Genomic DNA, 23,296 nt, shown 5'->3' with positions numbered 1-23,296 from the left:
AGGTTGCCCGATGCCAGACTTCCACATCCCCAACGACCCGGAATGGCAGTGGGTCTACGACCTGATCCTGTACGGAGTCGGTGAGGAGTTCCCCGAGGCCGACCCGACAGCGCTGCGGGAGATGTCGCAGGAACTACGGATCGCGGGCAACACTGTACTGAGCGAGGTAAGTGCCACCGCGTCCCTGAGCACGGAGCTCTACCGCAATCTGGAGGGATCAGCCGCAGAGGCGTTCGCCGCGTTCGCGCCGAGTATCACCGGCGGCCTGCCGACCGGTGCCGACATCGCCAGGTCACTCGCCGAGTCGGCCGACCAGTTCGCGCTCGATTCGGAGGCAACGCAGTACGGCATCATCATCGCCGCCTTCACCATCGTGGTGGAGATTGCCATCGCGCTGGCTACCGGCTTCGGGGCCGCCGCCGTACCAGGCCTCATCAAACTGGGTCAGCAGATCGTCGGGATGCTGATCGATCTTTTCAAGGACCGACTGCGAAATCTGCTGCTGCGGGCCGGCTGGGAAACCCTTGAAGAGGTATTCGAAGAGGTCGTACAGACACTGGCGGCGCACCTCACCCAGATGGCGGAGGGGAACCGGAAGACACCGGATGGCAAGGACATCGGCATGGCCGCCGCCGGCGGCGCCTTCATCGGTGGCGGGATTTCTCTGGTATTCGAAATCGCACAGAAGTACTTCCCGGGCATCATGCGGCACCTTCTCACCCGCGAAGGTCTTGCCGCAGCCGCCGAAGTGCTGTTCTCGTATCTCTTCAAGATCGCTACCGACCCGCAGGGGAGTTTCAATCCGTTCGCCACCGGGGTGTCCTCGATGGTGACCGGCCTAGCGATGGCGAAGGCCGACGAGTTCTCCCACCACAACGTCCAGGCGGCGCTCGGCAACCGGCCACCCGCTCAGAGCAGCCCACCGGCCGTGCCGCCCGCACTGAACGCCGAGACCATCCTGCCCTCCAATCCGGGCCCGCCGAACGCCAACAACTCCTCCTCCACCGTCCGCAGCACCCCGACGACCAACACGGCCACGTCCACCGTGCCCACGGCGAGCGTGCCCACGGCGACCCCGCCCACCACCAGTCCCACCGCAACCCCACCCATCAGCACGCCCACCACAACCCCACCTGTGCAAGCCACAACCACCACACCCGCTGCGCCTACCAACGCACCCACCGCAACGCCACTCACCACCCCCACCATCACAAGCCCGCCGATCAGCACGCCCACCCCATCCACGGCAACCCCACCCACCAGCGCGACCACCACAACCCCACCCAGCACGACCCCACCCGCGTCAGCCGCAACCACCACACCCGCAGCGTCTACCAGCACACCTACCGCAACCGCATCCACCACCATGCCCACCGCGCCGACGGCGACCGGGCCCGTCGCGAACAACGGCACCCCAGCGCCGGAAAGCGCGCCGGTCACGGGGTCCTCCCCAACGGAGGAGCGGACCTCAGCCATGCCCCCGCCTGCCGGCAACAACTTGGCCGGCCAGATTCCGCTCGCAACGGAACTGTCCACGGGGTACCCGCAGATGGAAGGCCGGGCCGGACTGGACGGCCTGGTCGGGCCGCACAGCGAGTCCGCACCGAACCTGCTGACTGGCACCCCCGCACTGAACACCCCTCCCGCAGCCACCGGCAGCACGCCGTCGGGCACCGCAGCGACAACCGGAGCGGTGACAAACGGTCCAGCGGCCAACAACGGTGCGAAGAGCAACGGCGAATCCAGCACGAACGAACGGTCGAACCACACATCGACGGCCGTACCGCAGTCTCCGTCGACGCAGGTCATCGACTCCCTCTCGCTCGCGACGGACGTTCCTCCGACTGTCTTCACGCCGTCGGTGGCAACTGTCGGCCTGCCAGGGCTGGAGTCCACCCTGGTGGTTGCTGCGCCAGCTGTGGAGACCACACCGACCGAGGCGGCCGCCACACCGGCCGAGGCCGCCACACCAGCCGAGGCCTCCGCGCCATACCAGACGGCCGGAGCGGCCGGCGTTCCGGCGGTGGGCGGGACCACGTCACGCTATCCGTGGTTGGCGTCGGTCAATCCGCACAGCGGAGCGAAGACCAGTAGCGACACACTTGAGTCGGTCCTTGGATCGCTTGGGGCGGAGGCGGTGCTGGACCCGGCGATGTTGCAGGAGAACACGCCGTCGGACCTGGATGAGCAGTCGGTCCGTGCCGCGTTCGGCTGGCTGGAGACAGTCAACTCGGGGAGGGGCGGCGAGTTTGCCACGAACTGCGTGGTCGCCGTTCAGGCCGTCGACATGGCGCTACGGGAAACCGAACCGGGGATGGCTTACCTCGCTCCACCGGTAGCGCCACAACCGGGACACCACCTGGTTCGGATGCAGCAGCAACAACTCCGGCTCCGCGACGATGAGGCGCGGATCTGGGCAGTGCCCGGCATCGGGGTGATCCGCGAGGCTATGCGGTCCACCCCCGACGGATCTCGCGGCGTGGTTGTCGTACGTCGGCCCGGCTTCCCTACCGGTCACGCCTTCAACGTCGTCCGGCACACCATCGACGGTCGGCCTGCGGTCAGTTTCATCGACGGCCAGACCGGCACTGTCGCCAGACTCCCCCACGACGCCACCCTGTGGTTCCTTCCCCTGACCACCGCCATCACCTCCGTCGCCGATTCCCGCCTGGTACCTGCGGGCCAACTCGACACCCGACTGGCCGCCAACTCCTCCGGGTCGACAGATCCGACCGCTGAGGAGCTCATCACGGCGATATCCAGGATGGCCGTGGCAGAGCCGGAACGGCACGACCGGCTCGGTACCGACGTGTTCGGGCTGCGGACGCCCCCGCCAGCGCCGGACTTCGTCGCGTCGGTGCAGTCCGACCGGCTCGCGCCAGCCCAGGTGCGGGCCTTCCTGGAGGCTCTGGACCTCACCCGTGACGATGCGATCAGCCCAGCGACGCTGGTGCCCGAGAGGATCGTTTCGACCAGCGATTCGGTGTGGTCCGTTCCGCTGCCCAGCGGGTACGTCAAGGATGCGAATGGGCAACTGCAGTTCAGTACACCGAAGCCGGCTGAAACGCCGAAAGTTGTCCACACCATCTGGACCGGGCCTCGGCTGACCGGCCAGAGTCAAGCGCAGCACGAGTTCCGGCACAACGTCGCGGGGCTCGCCGGGCAGCTCGCCGCTGAGGGCGTGCGGGTGATGCTCTGGACCGACATTCCCCGGTCGGAACTTGCCCAGCCGAGCCCAGAGACCGTAGCCGTGTTGAAGTGGGCCCGAGACGCGAACGTCGCGGTGGTAAGTATCGACGAGGTGTTCCACGCAGATCAGCCGATGGGCCTGGACAGCTACTACCGAGCGGAACTGAACCGGCAGAACGGCCCCGGTTACGCCGCCGCCAGTGACATCCTCCGTCTGGAGCTCCTGGACAGGTTCGGCGGTGTCTACACCGACGGAGACAACACGCTGCCCAACCCGGCGAGCTTGAAGACCGCGGTCGAACGAGTCGCGCCCCAGGGTGGGTTCGGCATCGGGTACGCCGGCATGCGGGTCAACGCGGCAATGGTGTCCACCGCGTCGAATCCCGTGATTGAGACGTTCCGGGAGACCATTCGATCCCGCTATGCGCTTGCCCAGGACGACCTCGTCGCCCCCGGGGATTCCAGGCGTGACCAGAACTTGATATGGGTACTCGATCGGCATCATTACCTGAAGCGCAACATGGTGACGCACCGCACTGGTCCGAACATTCTTCCTGATGTCGACAAAAGAATGGGAAACAGCCGCGTCAGCGTGTTCCAGTCGTTCACCATCGGTACCGGGCACAGTTGGGTACCGGGTGCGGACTTCTCCTCACCACGCCGATTCACGTCTGCCGAGGCCCCTCGCGTTGTCGCCAAGGTGATCGATGAGTTGGGACGCCAGCTCATCGAGCGTAACGGCGACCTCTATCTGACCGGGGTCGCGGCCACGATCAACGGACTGCCCGACCCTGCCGCGGGGTGGCGGGCCGCGATCACCTATGTCCTCACCCGACCTGATCTCTTCGGCCCCGTACGGTCCGTCACGGACCGGATGATCAGTGACCAGAACAGCGACCTAACCGTTGGCCTTCCGGCCGACATCTATGAACGCCTGGGTCTTTCGGAGACTCTCGCCTCGGGGTCCGGCCGGTACGTCCGGGGCGAACTCGTCCGTCCCGTCGATCACAACCTGGTCGGACAGCAGCTTGGAAGCTCGCGTTTCGACTCTCCACCCACCTCGTCGCCCGTACATCGGGTGGCCGAGCTGTCGCCGGCGGTGCGAGCCGCAGTGACCGCAGACACCCAGGCCGCGGACACTCTGGACGGCAGGCGGCGTCCGCCGCAGGCTGCCCCATCGTCGGAGTCGCCGGTATCGGCGGAAGCGGGCCCGGCGGCGCGTACGCCGGGGCAGCGGGCCCGCGACCTCTTCGGCCCGGCGCCACACGACCGGGCAGCGCCGGTGCGACTCGACCCGGCCGCGCTGGGCCGGATCGTGGACGAGGTCGTCGACCTGGTACGCGGGCAGGGCGACGCGGGCGCGTGGTCGCTGGCCGAATGCGTCACCATGGTCAACTGGTTCATCCGCCGCATCTACCCTGGTGGCGTCTGGGTCGGTAGCGCCTCCGACGACCTGCCGGTCGGCCTCGGCGGGGTCGCGGGAGTGAAGTCCGGTCTGATCGCCGGTCCCGGCTGGGCGCGGGTGGGTGATGCCGAGGCGCTCTGGGACACGCTGTTGCGGCTCGGCCCTGGCGCGAGCGTACTGCTGCTGGAGAGCCGCGGTGACGGCACGGACGGTCACGCTCGGGTGTGGCACCACACCTCGTCGGGAGTGTGGGGCGTCGATCCGCATCCGAACGGTCGTGGCCTCCGGGTGATCGACGGTCCGGACCGTGGCAAGGGCGTGGTGGAGACGTGGGCGGTCGTCGTCGACGACCACGGTCGGGTAGTTGGCCCGGACGGCCGACCCGCCGACGAGCCCTGGGCCCGGCCTTCAGCGGCTACGGCATCGATCGACGCCCCGACCAATCATCGCTTCGGGATGTACGGCGAGGAGGAAGAGAACCACCAGGTACGCCTCGGCACGATGGTTCGACCGGGCGACCAACTGCTGTCGACCGTGGACGGCCGGGTGAAGGTCGTCGCCGACATGGCGGCCTGGCTCTTCGACGGCCAGCGTTACCACGGAAACCTCAACAGCTTCCCTGCGGATCGCCGGCCGCAGATGCATCCGACACCCGTTTCGGAGATGATCTCGGTGCCCGCCGCGATTCTCGCGGGCGAAACCGGCCCCACGGTGCCGGAGCTGGACGCCCAGCGAACCAGAATCCGGAGCATCCTGAACGCCAGCCGAGGCGAGACGCTCGGTCAGCTCTTCGACGATCCCGCCTACCTGGTCAACCCGCGCTACCGGGACCTGACCGCCACCGCGTACCCGGTGGTCTTCCCCCGGGGCGACAACCTGTACGTACAGGCGACGCTGGGTATGCCTATCGATGCGATCGGTCCTGTGCTCCACACCGCCAGGGCGGTGAGCCGGTTCGCGCCCGTGCCCGGCCTGGTGGTGAGAGGCGAGGCAGAGTCGGTGCCGCTGCTCGACGCGGGGCTTCGCTTCGGCGCTGAGATGGCGCGACGCTACTCGGCCTCGGTCGGGCACCCCATCCATGACAACGCGGATGTCGAGATGCTCACGGCGCTCGACGCCGACCTCAGTACGGTCAACGGCAACCTCGCCCTCGCCCTCTCCCAGGCCGGCGTGTTTCCGCTCTGGTTCAGGAATCGGCACCGCAAGCAGATGCACGTCAAGGGGTACCTCGCGGTCGCCGCGCGCACCTCTCTGCCGGCCGTTCGGTCGGGGATGACACCCCACCTGCAAGCGTTCCTGTCGAGTCATCGCGACGCCGCTCAGGAACTCGCTGCGGACGCGATGCGACAGTTCTTCCCGACTCTCGCCCAGGACATCAGGGGAAACGAGGGCTGGGACGGCAGCCGGGACAGGCCGCTCGTCGATGTCGCGCTCAGTCTGGGACCTGCGATCGGCCCAATGTCGGCCAGCCGGTACCTCGACCAGCTCCTTCAGGGCACTGACCCCAATATCACGCCGGGAGACGTGTTCGGCATCGGAGGTCCCCACCAGTTGGACCGCCGCCCACCCTACCCGTCGGAGGTGCTCGTCGAACTGCGGGCGCTCGGCGCCGGCAACCAGACACCCGAGGAGTACGCGGCGATCAGGGCACAGCTGATCGCCGCCGCGCAGCGGACCGACCGCATCTCCCAGTACCGCGCCACACTCGCCGCCACGCCCACCGGTCGGGCGATCGTTGCCGCAGTACGGGCGGCGGCTGCCGTTCCTCCGCAGCATCGGGCGCCGCGCATCGACGACATCCGTACGGCCGTCGTCGCCCACCTGCGTCAGCGCCCCGGCGACGCGCAGAGCCTCGCCGAGGTGCTCGCGCCGGCCGAGCAACGGCTGGGACCGCTCGTGCCGCGAGCAAGAGCCGCGATGGGCTTCACTCTCGGTGGGCCGGAGGCGAGCCTGCCGTCGGTCTCGCAGTTGACGTCACACGAGGACGGGACGTGGTTCGCCGACGGCGCGGAGGTGCTACTGCGCCAGGTCTCCGGCCTACGCGACGGATGGGCGCTGCTGGCCGACAGTGAGCTGATCCAGATAGCGGGACGCGACGTGATCGCCGACGGAATCAGCATCCCGGTGGCCGTACACCCCGCCGGCGACGGGGTCCGCATACCCGTACGCGGACCGGAGGGCACCATCCGCGAGGTCCGCATCAGCGCCGAACAGCTCGCCACCATCCTCACGTCAAGGTTGCCGCAGGACGCTCCGATAGCCCTGCTCTCCTGCGCCGCCGGTGCCCTGCCACACGGCGTCGCCCAGCAGATCGCCACCGCCACCGGACGCGACGTGATCGCCCCGACGACCGACCTCTTCGTCGACGTGAGCGGCGAGCAGATCGCGCTGACGACGGTGGGCGAAGAAAGCTGGCTGCTCTTCACACCCGACGGCTCCCCCTGGGATGTCGTCAACGACGACATCGACGGCCACATCCGCGCTTTCGACGGACTGACCGCCGGTCAAGGCAGGCCCCACTCAGACGCCGACAGCCGAACCGAAAACCCACTCGCCACACCAGATTCGCTCGGCGTGGCCGGCGAAGCTGCGGTGTTGCGCGCGATCGATTCCCTGCCGCCGTACGCCCCGGGGGACACCGACTGCGTTCCCCGGCTCCGAGCCGTCCGCCGGCACCTGTACGGTCCGCCGCGCCGCGCTGTCGACGACTCCGGCGGGCCGGAGCATCTCCGTCTCGCCGAGGAGCTGGGCACGAGTTGGACCGACACCGCCGACACTGCGGTCGTGGCCGACGCGCTGCGCCAAGGCGGGCCTGGCAGCACCGCGTTCCTCCTGTTCACGCACACCGGTGGTGAGTCCGGTTCTCGGCAATTGATCCGGCACGGTGCCCTGCTTCACCACTTCGACGACGGTGACCTCTCGTGGGTCGAGACACAGGCGACGCCACAGGAGAGGGTCCGGCCGTTCCTGGTGGAGCAACCGATGCCGATCGGAGCCAGAGTGATCGTGGTGGGGCCGGACGGTACGCCGGTGCCGCTGAGCACCAGCCGGGACGGAGCCGACCCGCTGCTACTCGCGGCGTTGCAACCGGCGTACGGCATGCATTCGTCACGCCCCGACGCCGGACCAACATCCCGTGTCCGACCTCGCCAGGCCAGCCCGGAGGAAGGGCAGTCCAGTGGTGCCGGCGCGTCGAAACGGGCCCGCATCGAGGAACAGCCGTTCGAGGGTCACACCGTCGACTGGCAGGGGGCGCACGCGGCGGCGGTCACCGACCTCACCGCAGAAGCGGCCTCGACCATCCCCACCGCGCACCGCGATGCGGTGATGGCCGCGGTGATGGGGTTCAAGGCACACAACGCCTCGTTCATTCCGCTGGACCTGCAGTCGAAGCCCGAGCGGCAGGTCAATCCATACGATATCGACTCAGCCGACCAGTACTATCGCTCACAGAACCTGGGCCCGTTCATCTCGATGGCGAAAAAGGTGGGCATCAAGGACCCGGACGAGGTGAATGACACCACGCTCGCAAAGGCGTTGAGGAAGGATGGCAACAAAGAAATCCTGAAGGGCTCGGGCCCGGAGCGCGCGGGAGCCGGGCTGAGACCTACAAACAGCAGCCTGCTGGTCCCCCGGATGTCGTCGGCCGCCAAAGGATTCGTCAAGAACTTCATCGAGAAGGTCAACCCGTACGGCAGAGAGCCGACGCCGGGCCCGACCCCACAGCTGAACGTGGTTGCCCGAGCACAACAGCTCGTCACAGCCATGGAAAAGTTGATGGCCAGCTTCCCCCCGCCTGGGGGTCTGGCCGGACGTCCCTCCGACGCGCGTGACTCCTACATCGACCACCGGGTGGAACGTGGCCGGGCCGCGTCGAGGGATCTGGTCGAAAGGACGCGGGATGAGCTGACGCACATCAGGGTGGAGAGTAACGACCCGAACCCGAACGTCACCATCTACCTGGAAGCGATCGACCGCTTGGTCGACGAGTCTCGATTGAGGCCGCGGATCGCCGAGTGGGTGAACGTGTACTTCGGCGGGCTCGTCACCACACTTGCCGCGCAGGCGGGCGTCACGCTGCCGCTACAGATCCGACAGAGCTTCGGGTTCCTGGATTCCACCGTCGCCGACACGGCCGTGTCCATCCGGTTCTCCCCCGGCAGCGAACCGCCGGAGTTTCTCCTGATCGTGGCGGAGGCGGTCCGCCGGTTGGACCGGCAACTGCCCGAGTTGCTGGAGCGCATCAACGACGGTAACGGCACCTTAGGCTCTTTCGGTGACTGGAACACCACAGGCGGGGACAAGAAGTACGCCGGCTTCTTCCAGGCGGTGAAGCTGACCGCCGAGACGTCCTCGGACGATAACGCGCTGGTGAAGTACGCCGACTGGGTAACCAGCACCAAAGCCGACGATCTCGGCACACGCAAATCGGGTGGTGCGGCCCTGAGCCATGAGCGCACCAAGACTCTGGCGGAGTTCCGCCGAGAGGCACGGGAAGCGCTGGACGAGGCCACTGCGCGTCCACCCGCCGAAGCGATGCCGTTTCAGCTCGCCGTCATCGAGCGCGCGAAGCAGTACGGACTGCCGGTGTTGGATGACCTGGACAACGCGCTCGTCTTCGCCGGCAAAATGCTCCAAGAGTACGGTGTGAGTCGAGACGGCAGAGACGACGTGCGGCACGAAGTCAGGCTCTCCTTTCCAGCCACCGCCACGTACGCGTTCGATCTCCTTCAGCGTGCGGTCGGATCGGCTCACGGCGCGATCCAGGAATGGCGGCAAGCGCCGGATCAGGTTTCCAAGCGGGCCGCCGCACACATTACGCTGCGTAATGCCACAGAGGACCTGGTGGACGCAAGCGTCCTGCTCGCCGCCGCGCTCGACACACACGCCGATCGCAATCCCGCATCGGAAACCACCAAACTTCTTCGGTCACTACTCGGCGACAACCAGCTCGAGGTGCACTTCACCTCAAGTGGCATGCAGGCGATCACAGCGGCGCTGCTCGCGTCATCGCACAGACGCCTGAAAGTCACCGCAGACGAGGACGCGTACTTCGAGGTCGTTGGAAAAACCCCGGAAGTCTTCCTTCCCTCCGGGAGCACGAAGAAAGCCGACGGCACCGCCCGGGTCTCCGATGTCGCCCCGTTCAGCGTCGCGCCGACCGTGCCGAGGCCGGCGCCGAAGTACAAGGAACGCACTGATCACCAGCAGCGGGTCCTGGATGTCACCGCAGCCGGTGACCCGTTCGATCCGGACCGGCTGCGCGAGCTGACCCAGCTGCGCAATGACGAGCAACGCATCGCGGTGGCGGCCAGCATGCTCAAGTTCTGCCAACTGGGCGCTGACCATGCCGCCCTGGGCACCGTCATCGACCTCGACCCGTTGACCGGGCAGAAGCCACCGACACCACTGATGACGCCCAATGTGCGGCAGTTCCTCTCCATGCTCACCGACCTGCGTACGTCGAGCTACTGGAACTTCCCGGATTCGGTGCAGGACGTGATACCGGCGGTCAGTGCGTACCTCTTCGGCAGCACCCATCCGGAGCAGGAGCTCAAGGACTCGATCCGGCTGTTGGCCGAACTGGGTGCGAAGCTGGAGGACATCGAGCGCCTGTTTCAGGTCCGCGACGGTGAGGTCCAGTTCGACCTCGGAGAATACTCAGCACTTCTGAGGCGGACACTCAACGAACTGTCGCCGGATGCCCAAGTGCCCGCCATCGGCAACGATCCAACGGGCTTGCTGGACGTCGACGCGGCGGAGATGACCGAGGCCCTGGCCGCTGCTGGCACAGTGCACAGCCGGCCGACCACGGGTGCGGCCCTGGCCGCACCAGCCACGGTGTCGCACCCCACGTTCACGGAGCCGTCCGGCTACACCGCCGACGGCAGGCCGATGCCGCCCACACCATCCGGCGTCGGGCCCTCGGGGGCGTACCATCCGAGCACCGCAGGCCAGGCGCCGTGACCGAGACCGATCTCGTCGTCGAGACCACAGGCGAGGTGCTGATCCTGCGGTCCCGCGACGACAGCCGCGCGGTGGCGCGCACGACCGCCGAGACGCTGCCGAGCGATCCGCAACGCATCGCGGTGCTAAGCACCCCAGCGGTCACCGGGCGCGCCGACTTCTTCGAGTGGCTCCCCGCTGTCCTGACCGAGTACCTCGGCGGCAGCGCCGGAGGTGTCACACTCGTCGCGCTCGGCGACTACGCGACGGCCGCGACGGTGGTCGACCACGCGCAGGAGTTGGCCGACTGGATCGGCCAGGAGGTCGTCGTACCCGTGCCGGCGTTGGGGGCGGACGGCCCGCAACCGGCGACGTGGATCCTCTGTGAGCCCGGCCGACCGGCCCGGCCCCTGCCGGACGCCCGGGCCGGCGCAGTCTGGGAGACGCCGGCCGGGCACAGACTGGTTCTCTCCACCGGTCTCACCGAGGACGGGCGGCCCACCCCGGCCCGCTGACCGGACTGCGGTTCAGCGCTTCCAACTCCACTTCTGGTTGTCGGTGCCCCCGCACTCCCACAGCTGCAACCTGGTGCCGTTGCCGGTGCCGTGGTCGGTCACGTCGACGCACCTGCCCGCGTTCACCAGGTCGTGGGAATTGTTGAGCGTGAACCGCTGGTTGGCGCTTCCGGTGCAGGTCTCCAACGTGATCGGCGCGCCGTTGCGGACGGATCCACCGCCCACCGTCATGCAACGCTTGAAGGCGCGTATCGTGCCGTCGTCGTAAACGGTCCAGGCCTGGATGGGGCCGCCACCGTCGCAGGTCCAGATCTGCAGGTGCGGCCTGCTCAGATAGGCCCCGTCGGTCACATCGATGCAGCGGCCGCTGCCATGCCCGACGATCTGTCTGGCCGCGCCCACCGGCCGGGATTCCGGGGCGCGCGATGCCGTGCCGGCAGGCTGTGGCGGGCTGCTCGGGGTGGCGGCCGGACGTGCCGGTGTGGCGAGGTCCGGCGGGCTGGTCGACGGCGTGGCCGACGATCCGCCGGCGGTGGGACGACCGGCCGACGGCGTCCCGGTCGCGAGCCCGCCAGCTGGCCGGCCACCCAGCCGGGGGTCGGTCTGATAGGTCTGGGCGTACCGGTGGGCCAGCGCGATGAAGCCGCGCAGCGCCGCCGAGTCCGGCACCTTCCCGGCCCGTTGCACCGCGTCCGGTCCCCAGCGGAACGCGGCCAGCGCCAGGTCGTACGCGTCAGCGCCGGGCCGGGCCTGTTGGGTCACGAACGTACACATGACCACACCGAGCGCGTCGATGGCCGGCAGAGGTTCCCAGGGGGACGCGGCGCGGGCAGCAGGGGCGTACCGCTCCCAGACGGCTGGCGCGAACTGTGCGATGCCCTGACCACCGTCCGCGCCGGACAGATTGGGGTTGAATGCCGAGGCCGCCATCAGCTGGCCGGCGATCCGCGCGGGGGTGACCTCGCCGCAACGGCGGCCCGCGGACAGGACGGCCCGGACGTACTCACCCGGAACCGGCACGGGCGGGGTGTCCGCGCCGGGCTCGGTCCCACCGATCGCACCGGAGGGCGCCGGCCGTGCCAGGGCGAGATCCGGCTGGTGGGAGTACCACTCGGCGTACTCCGACACCCGTTCCACGTATTCGACCGCCGAGTCGGGAATGCCGCCTGCCGACCGTACGGATTCGAGACCGACCTCGTACGCCGCCAACGCGAACTCCCACCGGCCGGCGCCGATGCCCGCCAGGCGTAGTTGTCCGGACAGGTCGCACATGTGCCGGGCCAGCGCGGTGATGCTCGCCTCCGGATCGGTGGGGCTCGTGGCGACGGACGGCCGCCAGGTTGTCCAGACCTGATCGGACAGTGCCGCGATGCCACGCGGCGCCTGGGGGTCGACTTCAGAGGCCACCTCCAGTTGGGCGGCGATCCGGGCCGGGGTGAGGATCGGACAGGACAGCGCGGCGGTGGAGATCGTCGTGACCAGGCTGACCGGCACGCCGGTCCCGCGCCTGCCCTGCTCGCCGGACGCCGGCCCGGTCACCACCGCGACCAGGAGTGCGGCGGCTGTCGCCACCAGGAGTGTGACCACCGCCGCCGCGACGCGTGGCACGTACCTGCTGATCGACATGGCGTCCGCCCTTTCGGAGGAATTGAAGTTCACGCGCGCTTCCGTATCCGGCGACGGATCAGGAACGCCGCACCGGCGAGCGCGACGACGCCGACGCCCGTGGCCGCCGACAACGCGAGACCGGTTCCGCCGGTCTTCGCGGCCGGGCGCACCGCCTGTTCGCCGGGCACGACGGCGCCCACCGCGGCGTCCGGGTCGATGGATCCCCAACCGATGCGGCGATCGGGTACGCCGGCCGAGGCGCCGTCAGCAGTGACCTTGATGCGATGCGCCACCGCCGCCGCGTCGAGGTCAGGGTGGGCGGCTCTGACCAGCGCGGCCGTGCCGGCGACGAACGCGACGGCGTACTCCGAACCGCTTCTGGAACGGGGCTTGATCCCGACCGGCGTCAGCACCCGCACGTCGATTCCCGGTGCCGTCACGTCGACGGAATCCGGTTGGTAGTCGCCCACCCGCTGCCCTTCCGGTCCGGTGCCGCCCACTCGGAGCAGACCACCGGGCAGCGTGATCGCTTCGGCGCCGACGCTGACGGCCGGTACGACCACGACAACGTCACGGGCCGTCGCGGCGCGGACGGCGGCCGCCACTGCGGTGTCGGACAGGTCGGCGAACTTACCGAGCGCGATGACCCGAGCCCCGGCGGTCACCGCGATCTCGACGGCGGTGGCAACCTGGGCCGGGTCCGCTCGCGGCAGGTCGCCGATCACTCGCAGGGGCAAAATCGTGGCCGCGGGCGCGATTCCGGGCGTACTGCCGGAACCGGCGACGATGCCGGCCATGGCGGTGCCGGAGCCGAGTCGATCGAGGTTGCCGGGTGCCGTGCCCGACGTGACGTCGGCGCCGAGGGCGACCCGTCCCCGCAGCTGCGGCGTGCGGGCGTCCACACCGGAGTCGACGACCGCGACCATCACGCCGTCGCCCTGCGTCCTGGCCCATGCCTGCGCGGTGGTGATCCGTTCTCCGGCCCAGTCGGAGCGGGGCCCGGGCGCCGGGAGCGGTGAGACGCAGCCTTGACCGGCACCGGAGCGTGGACAGGGTCCCGCCGATCCCGCTGGCAGGGCCCCCATCCGCACCCCGTCACCAGCCGCGTCCCACGGGAGGACGAGCAGCCACTCTGCCCGCAGTTGCCGGGTGTCCAACAATGCGAGCCCGTCCGGCTGCCGTCGCCCCGAGTTCAGCCGGTAGATCTCCTCCGCCCGGGCGGGTTCGCCGAGCAACCGCTCGGCGATCCGCGCGAGGCCGTCCGAGGCGGACTGATCGGCGACCGTCACCTGGTAGTACTTGACCTGGTCGTCGGCCGCTTTTGCCGGAGCCACTCCGAGCAGCAGGCCCAGGATGAGTACGAGAGCTGTGAGGCAGGCTGCGCGCGTGCGCCTGATCGCCACCGCGGACCCTTTCATGTCGTGACCGATCTGACCCGATTCACCGTTACCGACCAGCGGGCGCGAATCACCTCACCGATCAGCACCGGCACCGCCCGGTGCGCGGTCCGAGGCGCCAGGCTGCGGGCCGCGGCCAACTGCGCGCCACGCAGACCGCCGCAGACGACCACGACCGGGCCGGGGATCTGTTCGACGACGGTGGCGGCCGTGTCGAAGTCCGCTGCCAAGGTGGTGCCGTTGGGCGGGTCGTCGCCGAGCACGTCGCCGACCGCGACCACCGTCACGCCCGCCCTGCTCAACTGCTCGATCAGGTCGATCGCCTGCGGTCGGACCAGCGCCGCCCGGCCGGTGATCGTGAGGACGTCCGGCACGGCGGCCAAGTCCAGCATCAGTCGCCGGCCGGCACGGAGACCGAGCACGACCGGAAGTTGCGCTTCCGGCGGGGGGTCGTGTTCCACCCAGGCGTACGGCGTCACCTCCGCCTGTTGGTCCGCGCCGAGCAGGCGGACGTCGAGGCGGTGACCCGGCTCCCCGGTCATCGGCTCAAGGTCCGTGGTGAGCTGGATCGCCCCGGGCGGTGGCAGCTCCGGCGCCACCGGAGCGGGCACAACCGGGGGTACGGTACGGCGGGCACGGCGGAGCAGGCTGAACACGACCACCGCGACCACCACGCCGGTGGCCGGAAGCAGGTAGGTGAAGAGGCCGCCACGACCGGCAGCGGGGTTCGGCTGGTCCTGTTTCGGCACCGGCAACGCGCCGGTGCGTACCCCTGGGCCCTGGGCGTCCGGCGGAAGTTCCAAGATCCAACCAGGGCGCAGCGGCGTGAGCGCGTCGGTGAGCCGGCCGCCGTCGGGCTGGATCCGATCCCGGTTGAGGTCGAGGATCTCCGCGTAACGATTGCCGTCGGCAAGCGCCTGCATGGCGATCTGGTAGAGGTACTCACGCTGCCCGTCCCGGGGCTCACCCACCACCCAGTAGCGGGTAGGTGCCGGGCTGGCCGGGGCCGCGGAGGCGGGCGGCGACGGGTGGCTCTGCCCGAGCAACAGGGCAGCGCCGAGCACAACCAGGATCCGGACCAGCCTCATTCGTGGGGGTTCCTCAGATCAGACCGGCGCGCACCGCGTACGCGACCACGTGCGAGCGGTTACGGAGTTGGTATCGGTCCATGACGCCGTAAATGATCGTCTTCACCGTCCGCACGGAATACCGGATCTCCTCGGCGATCTCGGTGGTGTCCAGCCCGTCGGCCATCAGCCGTAGTACCTCGATCTCGCGGGTGGTCAGTCCGGACAGGGTCAGGCCGTTGGGTAGCAGCACCTCCCGCTGCAGCCGCCGGAAGTGCTCGAGCAGGCTGCCGATGAGGTGCGGCGGCATCATCCCCCCGCCGGACTCGGCGGCCTGGATGCTCTGCACGAGTCGTTCCTGATTCACCGAAGCTCGGGGAAGTATGGCCACCACCCCACACTCCACCGCCGTGATCAGCTGCGCTTCGTCGATGTCGGTGATGACGAGCACCACTGGTCGCGCCGCAGTCGCGGCCGTCAGGCGAAGTGCCCTGACTGTCGCGGCGGTGAAACGTTCTGCCGCCACAATGGTCACATCGAACGAGTCACGGTCCTTCGCTTCGACCACGGTGATGCCGGGATGCATGGCCAGGTAGCTGGACAGGCCCACTCCCACCAGCGGGTCGGTCGCCTGCACCAGTACGCGCGTCTCCGCCACGAAAGGCCCTTCCCAAGGGTAGAGGTGAGTCCTGTCTCCTTTGAGGACGCACACTCGCGTGCAAGGTCCACGTGCTGATCAGCACAGCCAGAGTGGAAAACCCGACAGCCTTCAACACCAGTTCACCGTCGAGAGGTATTTGTCGCGGCACATAAGCTAGTCGGGCGACCCACCGCATCATTCTCGTTGACATCGGTCGAAATGTCGAGTGCAATATACCGCATGCGGGCTTCGCGACCACCGGACTCGCTCATCGCTTGAGGCCGCGGCAACGCGTCGTCAACTCGGGCTCTCATGCACCTGCGCATCGCGCCGGCCGAGTCGTGCGTCGCAAGCTATTCGAGGTGTGGCGGGATCCGTCCGAGTCCACCGAGGCCAGCGCTGCGCGTCGGATCGTCGGCGAAGTACTGCGGGTCGTCCGGAGTCGGACGCCACAGTGGCAGCCACACCACGCCCGGTTCGACCAGGTCGAGACCGGTGAAGAAACGCTCGATCTGCGCCCTGGTGCGCAGCCCGAGAGGCGTGGCGGTGCTGCGCCGGTAGATGTCGTGGGCCACGTCGATCTCGTCCTGCTCGTGTGGTGCCTCGTCGGCCGTCGCATGGGACAAGAGCAGGTAACTGCCGGGCACCATCGCGGCGCGCAGCTGGCCCACCGCGTCGTAGGCGGTCTCGTCGTCGGAGACGAAATGCAGGACCGCACCCAGCACGAGGCCGATCGGCCGGTCGAAGTCGAGCAGCGCGGTGACCTGTGGATGCGAGAGGATCGACCGTGGATCGCGCAGGTCGGCGTTGACCGCGGTCGCCAACGGGTTGCTGTCGAGAAGCTCAAGGCTCTCCGTGACCGCCACCGGGTCGATGTCCACGTAGACGACGCGTGCCTCGGGCTCGACCTGCTGGACGATCTCGTGCATGTTGCCCTCGGTGGGGATGCCTGAGCCTACGTCGAGGAACTGCCGCACCCCCGATTCAGCGAGGTATCGTACGGCGCGCCGCAGAAAGGCCCGGTTCGTCCTGGCGAGCTGCGGCCCCAACGGCAGCACCTGGAGCATCGCCTGCGCGGCTTCGCGGTCGGCCGGGAAGTTGTGGGTGCCGCCGAGGAAGTAGTCGTAGATCCGGGCCGCGGTCGCCGGCTTGGTCTCGCCGTCGTCACTCACTCCAGCCATGCCGCCTCTTCTCGTGGATTCCGCACCTGATAGTCCCAGTCCAGTTCCCAGAGCTGGACGTGGAAGAAGCCCAGGACAGCCAGGAAGCCGCTACCGTCGGGCGACAGCTCCACCGCCTGGACGTCTCGGCCGCACTCGACCTCGGTGACGAGTTCGCCGGTCGGCAGGTGCCACAGGCGGATCTGGCGGCGGGATGCGACCAGCAGCAGGTCACCGTCGGCGGACAGCGCCATCGACACCACCGCCTCGTCGGCCACCTGAATCACGGTGTCGGGCCGTCCCGCCACGGACAACACGACCTCGCCAGCATTGGCGAAGTGGTGCCGGGTGGCGGCGACCACCCGGCCGTCGGCGCTGGCCACCAGGGGCCCCTCGGCGGTCGACTCGATCGCACCGTCGGGGTGACTGCGCCGCACCCGGACCAGCTCACCGGCGGGAAGAAGCGTCCGACGCACAGTGCTCAGGTCATGGGCGTCGAGGACCCACGTACGCCCGTCGTCCTTGACCCGGAGCGCGACGTCACCGGAGAGCATCACGCGCTCGTCCGGGTACGCCGACCACCCGCACACCCGCTGCCCGGTCACCCGGTTGCACAGGACACTGATGCCGTCACGGCGAACGAACTCGAAGGTGGGGTTGTCCACCTTCAGCACCGGATCACCGCTGTCGTCGCGCACCACCACGCCGACTTGCCGGGCCGTCTTGAGATCCCACAGGGCTTCCGTCTGATCGCGCTCCTCCGCCCGCACATGCCGGTCGTCGACGCAGGCGGTCACGTACTCCACCGACATCTCACGGCGGTCCTGGCTGTCCAACATCTCACCGGTCCGCAGGTCGAGTACGCGCACACCCTGGCGGAACGACTCGATGAAGGCGTAGCGCAGGTTCCGGGTGACCGCCCAATGGCCGGGCAGCGCCTCCTCGAAGCGGCGAGCGGGCCACACGCCCGTGAATGCCGTCCGCTCGCTGAACGCGCCGATACGGCGCCACAGCGCCCGCAGACGCGGGTGCCGACGGTAGGCGGGCATCCGGCGCACGACGTCAAGGTGACGCCGGGCTGCGGCCAGGCGCCCGGTCTCGAGAAGGTCGTCGGCCAGGTCGAGGTTCTCCTCGGCCACCAGCGCGTTCCCGACAAGGTGATCGGTGGGTTGCGGGCGGGCGTAGCTCCACGGCGCGACAGGCCCCGGCTCGGGAACGTGGACGACGGTGGTGGTGCGCACCGGAGCACCCTGGCCGAGCTCGACCAGCACGACGCGGCCGTGCGCATCCAGTACGACGTGCATCGGGTTGCGGGACTCGACCACCGTGGTGAACGCGCACCGCAACTGGTCGAGGCGCCACACCTGGACGAAGCGACCGAACGCGTTGGCTGCGGTTCGGCCGTCGTCGCTGACCGCGAGCCAGCTGAAGCCGTTGTTCCACAGTGCGGCGCTGCCGAGGTCGGTGATCTGGAAGGCGGTCAGGTCCAGCAGCCACATCCGGTCGTCCTGCGTGGCGGACAGGGCGAACCGCGCGGTGGCACTGATGGTGCAGTGCGGCCGCAGGCCGCCGACCGACCACAACAGCTCACCGGTGGCGGTGTCCAAGACCTGTAGCTGCCACGTCCACTCGTCGAAGACGACCACCCGTTGGTTCTCGGCGGTCACCGCCACCACCACGCCATGGCGCGACATGGACTGCGCGGCGGATTCGACGGCGGTCCGGCCGACGACGTGGACCGCGTCGCCCAGCAGGCGTACGGATCTGTCGTCTCCGACGGCGACGACCACGGTCCCGTCGGGACTCACCGCGACCGACCGGGCCACGACCGGTGGTACGTCGAACAGACGGTCACACCCGCCGCTGGTGGTGTCCCACACCCGGACCTGCCCGGCGTCGTCCGAGGACACGAGGACCCGGCCGTCGGCGCTGAGCGACACCGATTCGATGCCGCCTGCGTGGCCGGTGAGCTGCTGCACTATTCGCCCGGTTGCCAGCGACCACACCCGCAAGTCCCGATCACGGAACGTCACCGCAGCCAACCGCCCGTCGGCGCTGAGGGCGAACGGGTGCCGCTGGTCGAGGTACGTCGGGCTCGGCCCTACCGAGACAGGACGTTGCGGTACGGCGTCGGCTGCCGCGCGCGCAGCGGCGGTGTCCGGCCCGTCCGGCAGATCACGTAGCAGTCGAACAGCGACATCCTTGTCCCCGCGCTCGATGTGCACGAGGGCCAGCAGATGGTCGACGACCCGGTCGCCCTTCTGGCTCAGGCGCGCCGCTTCCAACTGCGTGATCAGTTCGCGGTCGGTCTGCTGCCCCGAGCGCCACCTGCGTAGGCCCCGGTTGTAGGTGGCATGCGGATGGTGCGGATCGACCCGCAGAGCCTCCTCCCACAACTGGTCGACCTGGTCGACGTGCCCGAGGTCCAGCAGGGACAACGCACGGTTGGACAGACCGTCGGCCAGCAGTGGCGCCTCCTCGGGGCGTTGCCGTGGGTACGGCGTGAACACCGTGTCGAAGTAGACCTCCAACAGTTCGTCGGCGATGACGTCGAACCCCGCCGGGCGTGCTGCGGCGTCCTCGGCGAAGCAGCGTCGCAGCAGGTCAGCCACGCTCGGCGGCAGCGCGGGGAGGACCGGATCCTCCGCACCCGTGTCGAGGAACTGCGTGAACGCACCGGCTGCCGCAGCCCCGAACAGGGTCGCCGGCCGGCCGGCGAACATCTCGAACACACTCACCGCCCACGACCACACGTCGGTCGCGTGGCCGAGGCGCTCGCCCCGGGCCTGCTCCGGCGAGCAGTACCCCGGGGTCATGCCGTTGGCCGTGGACAGCGACTCCTGCCCGCTCTGAGGTACCCGGACGTTGGCCAGCCCGAAGTCGGTGATCTTCGCGGCGCCGTCCTGGCCGAGCATGACGTTGGCGGGTTTGACGTCCTGGTGCACCAGCCCTCTGTGGTGCGCGTACCCAAGACCCCAGGCACACTGAATCGCCACGTCGAGGATGCGGCGAACCGCGGAACGGTGGCCATCACGGTAGAGCGAGCGGTCGCCGACGGCCTGGGCCAGGCTGCCGCCGTCGACCCATTCGGCGAAGACCCGGGGAACGTCGTCGATGCGGCGCACGTAGGCGCAGCTGACCACCTGCGGGTGGACGCCGAGATCGACCCAGGCCTGGGCCTCTGCCTCGAACCGCCGTACGTCGTCCGGGGAGGTGACCAGTTCCTGGCGTGGTGTCTTGACCGCCAACTCGATCCCCCACTGGCGGTGCCACACCCGGTAGACCAGACCCATGCCGCCGGTGTCGATGACCTCGCGGACCTCGTACGTCCCGAGCAGCACGTCCCCCGGGGACCACATCTAGTCGACCAGCGCCACGTACAGCGGGGTGCCGAGCAGCACGTCGAAGCCCTCAGTTGTGGGGCTGGGCCCGTGCAGCAGGCGTTTGGCGACGAACTCCAGGTTCTGGTGGGGACCCGGCATGACCTCGTTGGCCCGGTGCACCGCAGTCAGGGCGTCGCGTTCCTGCGCCTCGTCCTCCTGCGTGATCACCTCGGCCAGCGCGCTGATCTCCGGGTCGGTACGCAGCCCGGCCAGCAACGACGGTGTCAACGACCGGGGCATCCCGGACGCCGTCGCGGCGGGCGCGCCCAGCACGTGGTTACCCGACCCGCCGAGCCCGAGCACGGTGCGCTCGGTGGCACCGCCGAAGTAGACCAGGGTCGGCTCGGTGGGAAAAGGCCCCCAGCGCAGCGGCAACAATCCCCAGAAGAACTGACCGGGCTCGTCGACCGTCCCGAGGTCGCCGTGTTCCTCCAGGTAGCGCACCACCCGCTGCAGGCGCGCCGTACGCTCGCCACCCTCGGGTGTCTCCGAGGCTCGCTTGCCGGCCAGGACGGTCAGGTTCAGGCTCAGCTCGGTGGTGCGTTTACGGGTGAACGCCGGGTCCACCTGCGCGAGCAGCATGTCGACCTTACTGTCACTGACGTAGACGTAGTACCGGATCGACACAGGCGCCCCCCACACGCATCGCCACCACGACGATCCTATCGGTGAGCGTGGTCTCCCAGGGGGCGGCACGGGGCGTACGACTGTCCCGCATGGATCCGTTCGTCTGCCCCCATCGCCGCGAAATGATGGTGCGGTGGTGGTAGCGGTGCGACACACTCGCTGGCATGGTCACGTCCGTGAGCAATGTCGCCGAGCTGACCGCCACCGTGCGTACGGGTTCGCGGGTGAACTTCCTGTTCTTCTGGGGCCACCAGCCGCAGGCCGACGGCCGGATCGGCGCCGGATGCCTCAGTCAGTGGTGGCCGGCGCCGGTCACCCTCGACGGGTTACGCTTCGCCACCGCCGAGCACTACATGATGTGGCGCAAGGCGATCCTCTTCGACGACCACGCAAGGGCCGCCCAGATCCTGACCGTGCTGTCTCCGCAGGAGGCGAAGACCCTGGGCCGACGGGTTGCCGGCTTCGACCAGCAGGTATGGGAACGCCACCGATTCGATGTCGTGGTGGCCGGCAACATGGCCAAGTTCGACCAGCACTCGGCTCTGCGTAGCTATCTGCTCGGCACCGGCGAACGGGTGCTGGTGGAGGCCAGCCCACTCGACCAGGTCTGGGGCATCGGCCTCGCCGCCGACCATCCACACGCCAGCGACCCCGCCCGGTGGCGGGGGTTGAACCTGCTCGGTTTCGCACTCATGCAGGCCCGCGCGAGCCAGCGCGACGCTGCGGGGTCCGGCGCCTCTCCCTGAGCCGAAGGCGCCATGACCATCGGCACTGTGCCGGCCGGCAGCGCGTTCGATGTACTGACGGTGCCGGAGATTCCGGCACGCAGCGGGAAGTAGGACCACATGGGCTTGTGGGTCGGTGCCGCCGGAGCAGCGCTGTTCGTGCTGGTGTTCCTCATCGACGGCGGGAGCCGACCGGACTACGCGCCAGTACGCCACCCGGTCAGTGCGCTGGCGCTCGGCAGGCGAGGCTGGATCCAGACGGCCAACTTCCTGGTCTGTGGTTCCGCCATCACGGCGGGGGCCCTCGCAGTGGTCATCGAGGGCCCGAACGCCCTGCTCGGTGTGGTTCTGATCATCTTCGGGCTCGGCCTTGTCGCCTCCGGGGTGTTCCGAATGGACCCGATGCTCGGATACCCGCCGGGTGCTCCAACCGGGATACCCGAGCAGCACAGCATCGGGCACCGGCTGCACGACGTCGCCGGCGCCGTCGTCTTCCTGTCTCTGCCTCTCTCCGCGACCATCAGCGCGTTCACGCTGCCCGCGACGCCCTGGCGAGTCGCCTCGGGCTGTCTCGCGGTGGCCCTGTTCCTCGGCCTCGGCCAGTTCGGCAGAGCCTGGGAGCAGGTGTCACCGCGCATCGGCCTCATTCAGCGCGCCATGATCATTCCGGGATGGGGCTGGCTCGCCGCGCTCTTCACCGCGCTGGCGCTCGGGCTGAGCTAGGGCGCAGACCCGCACCTGAGCGCAGCGGTTGCCCACCCCGCATGCCTGCGGATTGCCCTTCTGCCCGGGTCAGCAGCCGATGCGCTTGGTGGAAAGAGCGATGTCGTCGATCCAGAGGTCGAACTCGCCCGGCGTGGTGCCGCCCTGGTAGAGCTGCCAGCCGATCTTCACGGTGTTCACCGTCGGCAGGATGAACGGCACGTCGTTGCCACCGTGGTCCATGGTGGAGGCAGTGAGCTCCGGGTTCGCCACCCCGTCGATCCACACCACGACGCGATTGTCTGCCGGGTCGAGTTTCCACTCGAAGCACTGCCAGGTGTCCTCGACGACCGGTGCGGACTCCCGCCAGTTGGTCCAGTCGCCGGTCGGCCCGCCATCGGCGCCCACGCCCCAGAAGATTCCGGGGACCGTGGGTGCGTACTGGCCGCCGATCGGCCGGACGATCTCCGTACTGCCGGTGCCGGTCGCCTCCACGAGCGTGAAGTGCGCCCAGTCGGGGCCGGTGGGGAAGGCGTCGACGCGCAGCCGCATCCGGCCGTAGAAGCGGTTGCCCGGTGCCGCGAAGTCGTCGACGCGCAGGAACGCGCGTCCGTTGTCGATGGTGTGGATGTGCAGCACCTGATTGCCCCGATGGGCACGCTCGACCGTGAGGGTGCCGTTGCGCGTGTCGATGCCCCAGTTCAGGGTGCTGGCACCGCCGCGCGGCAGGTGCTCGAAGTCCTCGCAGAAGAGCAGGTGTCGGGCGCAGGAGCCGCGATGTGCGGCGCTCGCGGTGTCGGCCGGGACGCTGCCGGACGTGACGCCAAGCATCAGAGCTGTCAATGCGGCAAGAAGATTACGCATGTTCTCCTCCATGACTTGGTTTCCCAGCACCGCAGCGTGCCGGAAGGACGGGCCGCCCAACGTCGGCC

General features: G+C 68.9%; 12 protein-coding genes. 4 read left to right on the top strand and 8 right to left on the bottom strand.

Annotation, left to right across the window (positions count from 1 at the left end; all coding sequences use genetic code 11):
* The first annotated feature begins 10 nt into the window (after window positions 1-10).
* Window positions 11-10,561 carry a toxin glutamine deamidase domain-containing protein gene (locus AB0M35_RS25520; protein WP_363748441.1) on the top strand — a complete coding sequence of 3,517 codons (10,551 nt, stop codon included), beginning with the start codon at window positions 11-13 and terminating at the stop codon, window positions 10,559-10,561.
* Window positions 10,558-11,055 carry a hypothetical protein gene (locus AB0M35_RS25515; protein WP_363748440.1) on the top strand — a complete coding sequence of 166 codons (498 nt, stop codon included), beginning with the start codon at window positions 10,558-10,560 and terminating at the stop codon, window positions 11,053-11,055. Before AB0M35_RS25520 ends, AB0M35_RS25515 begins: the two co-directional genes overlap by 4 nt.
* A 12-nt stretch (window positions 11,056-11,067) precedes the next feature.
* On the opposite strand, the gene AB0M35_RS25510 is transcribed toward AB0M35_RS25515, so the two are convergent.
* The 7 genes from AB0M35_RS25510 to AB0M35_RS25480 form a co-directional block, all read right to left on the bottom strand.
* Window positions 11,068-12,681: a ricin-type beta-trefoil lectin domain protein gene (locus AB0M35_RS25510; protein WP_363748439.1), complete on the bottom strand. Its 1,614-nt coding sequence runs from the start codon at window positions 12,679-12,681 to the stop codon at window positions 11,068-11,070.
* A gap of 29 nt (window positions 12,682-12,710) precedes the next feature.
* Window positions 12,711-14,066 carry a S8 family serine peptidase gene (locus AB0M35_RS25505; RefSeq protein WP_363748437.1) on the bottom strand — a complete coding sequence of 452 codons (1,356 nt, stop codon included), beginning with the start codon at window positions 14,064-14,066 and terminating at the stop codon, window positions 12,711-12,713.
* Window positions 14,067-14,077: 11 nt separating this feature from the next.
* Window positions 14,078-15,148 carry a hypothetical protein gene (locus AB0M35_RS25500; protein ID WP_363748436.1) on the bottom strand — a complete coding sequence of 357 codons (1,071 nt, stop codon included), beginning with the start codon at window positions 15,146-15,148 and terminating at the stop codon, window positions 14,078-14,080.
* A gap of 13 nt (window positions 15,149-15,161) precedes the next feature.
* Entirely contained in the window at window positions 15,162-15,785 is a 624-nt protein-coding gene (locus tag AB0M35_RS25495) for a response regulator transcription factor (RefSeq protein ID WP_363748435.1), read from the bottom strand.
* A 335-nt stretch (window positions 15,786-16,120) separates the two neighbouring features.
* Window positions 16,121-16,948: an SAM-dependent methyltransferase gene (locus AB0M35_RS25490; protein ID WP_363748433.1), complete on the bottom strand. Its 828-nt coding sequence runs from the start codon at window positions 16,946-16,948 to the stop codon at window positions 16,121-16,123.
* The gene (locus tag AB0M35_RS25485; protein WP_363748432.1) at window positions 16,936-20,286 is read right to left on the bottom strand and encodes a serine/threonine-protein kinase; all 3,351 of its coding nucleotides are present in this window, start codon (window positions 20,284-20,286) and stop codon (window positions 16,936-16,938) included. The genes AB0M35_RS25490 and AB0M35_RS25485 overlap by 13 nt, the downstream gene beginning before the upstream one ends.
* A complete protein-coding gene (locus AB0M35_RS25480) occupies window positions 20,287-20,937 on the bottom strand; it encodes an SAVMC3_10250 family protein (RefSeq protein ID WP_363748431.1) in 651 nt (216 codons plus the stop codon).
* A 164-nt stretch (window positions 20,938-21,101) separates the two neighbouring features.
* On the opposite strand from AB0M35_RS25480, the gene AB0M35_RS25475 reads away from it, so the two are divergent.
* The gene (locus tag AB0M35_RS25475; protein ID WP_363748430.1) at window positions 21,102-21,683 is read left to right on the top strand and encodes an NADAR family protein; all 582 of its coding nucleotides are present in this window, start codon (window positions 21,102-21,104) and stop codon (window positions 21,681-21,683) included.
* A 99-nt stretch (window positions 21,684-21,782) separates the two neighbouring features.
* The gene (locus AB0M35_RS25470) at window positions 21,783-22,385 is read left to right on the top strand and encodes a DUF998 domain-containing protein (RefSeq protein WP_363748429.1); all 603 of its coding nucleotides are present in this window, start codon (window positions 21,783-21,785) and stop codon (window positions 22,383-22,385) included.
* Window positions 22,386-22,454: 69 nt separating this feature from the next.
* Here the strand turns inward: AB0M35_RS25470 and AB0M35_RS25465 are convergent, their stop codons facing one another.
* Window positions 22,455-23,228 (bottom strand): hypothetical protein, encoded by a 774-nt coding sequence (locus AB0M35_RS25465; protein WP_363748428.1) that lies wholly within the window; start codon window positions 23,226-23,228, stop codon window positions 22,455-22,457.
* Between the last annotated feature and the right edge of the window lie 68 nt (window positions 23,229-23,296).

The organism is Micromonospora sp. NPDC051196, from assembly GCF_040682415.1.
Lineage (GTDB): Bacteria > Actinomycetota > Actinomycetes > Mycobacteriales > Micromonosporaceae > Micromonospora.
This window is presented reverse-complemented; position numbering and strand designations above follow the sequence as displayed.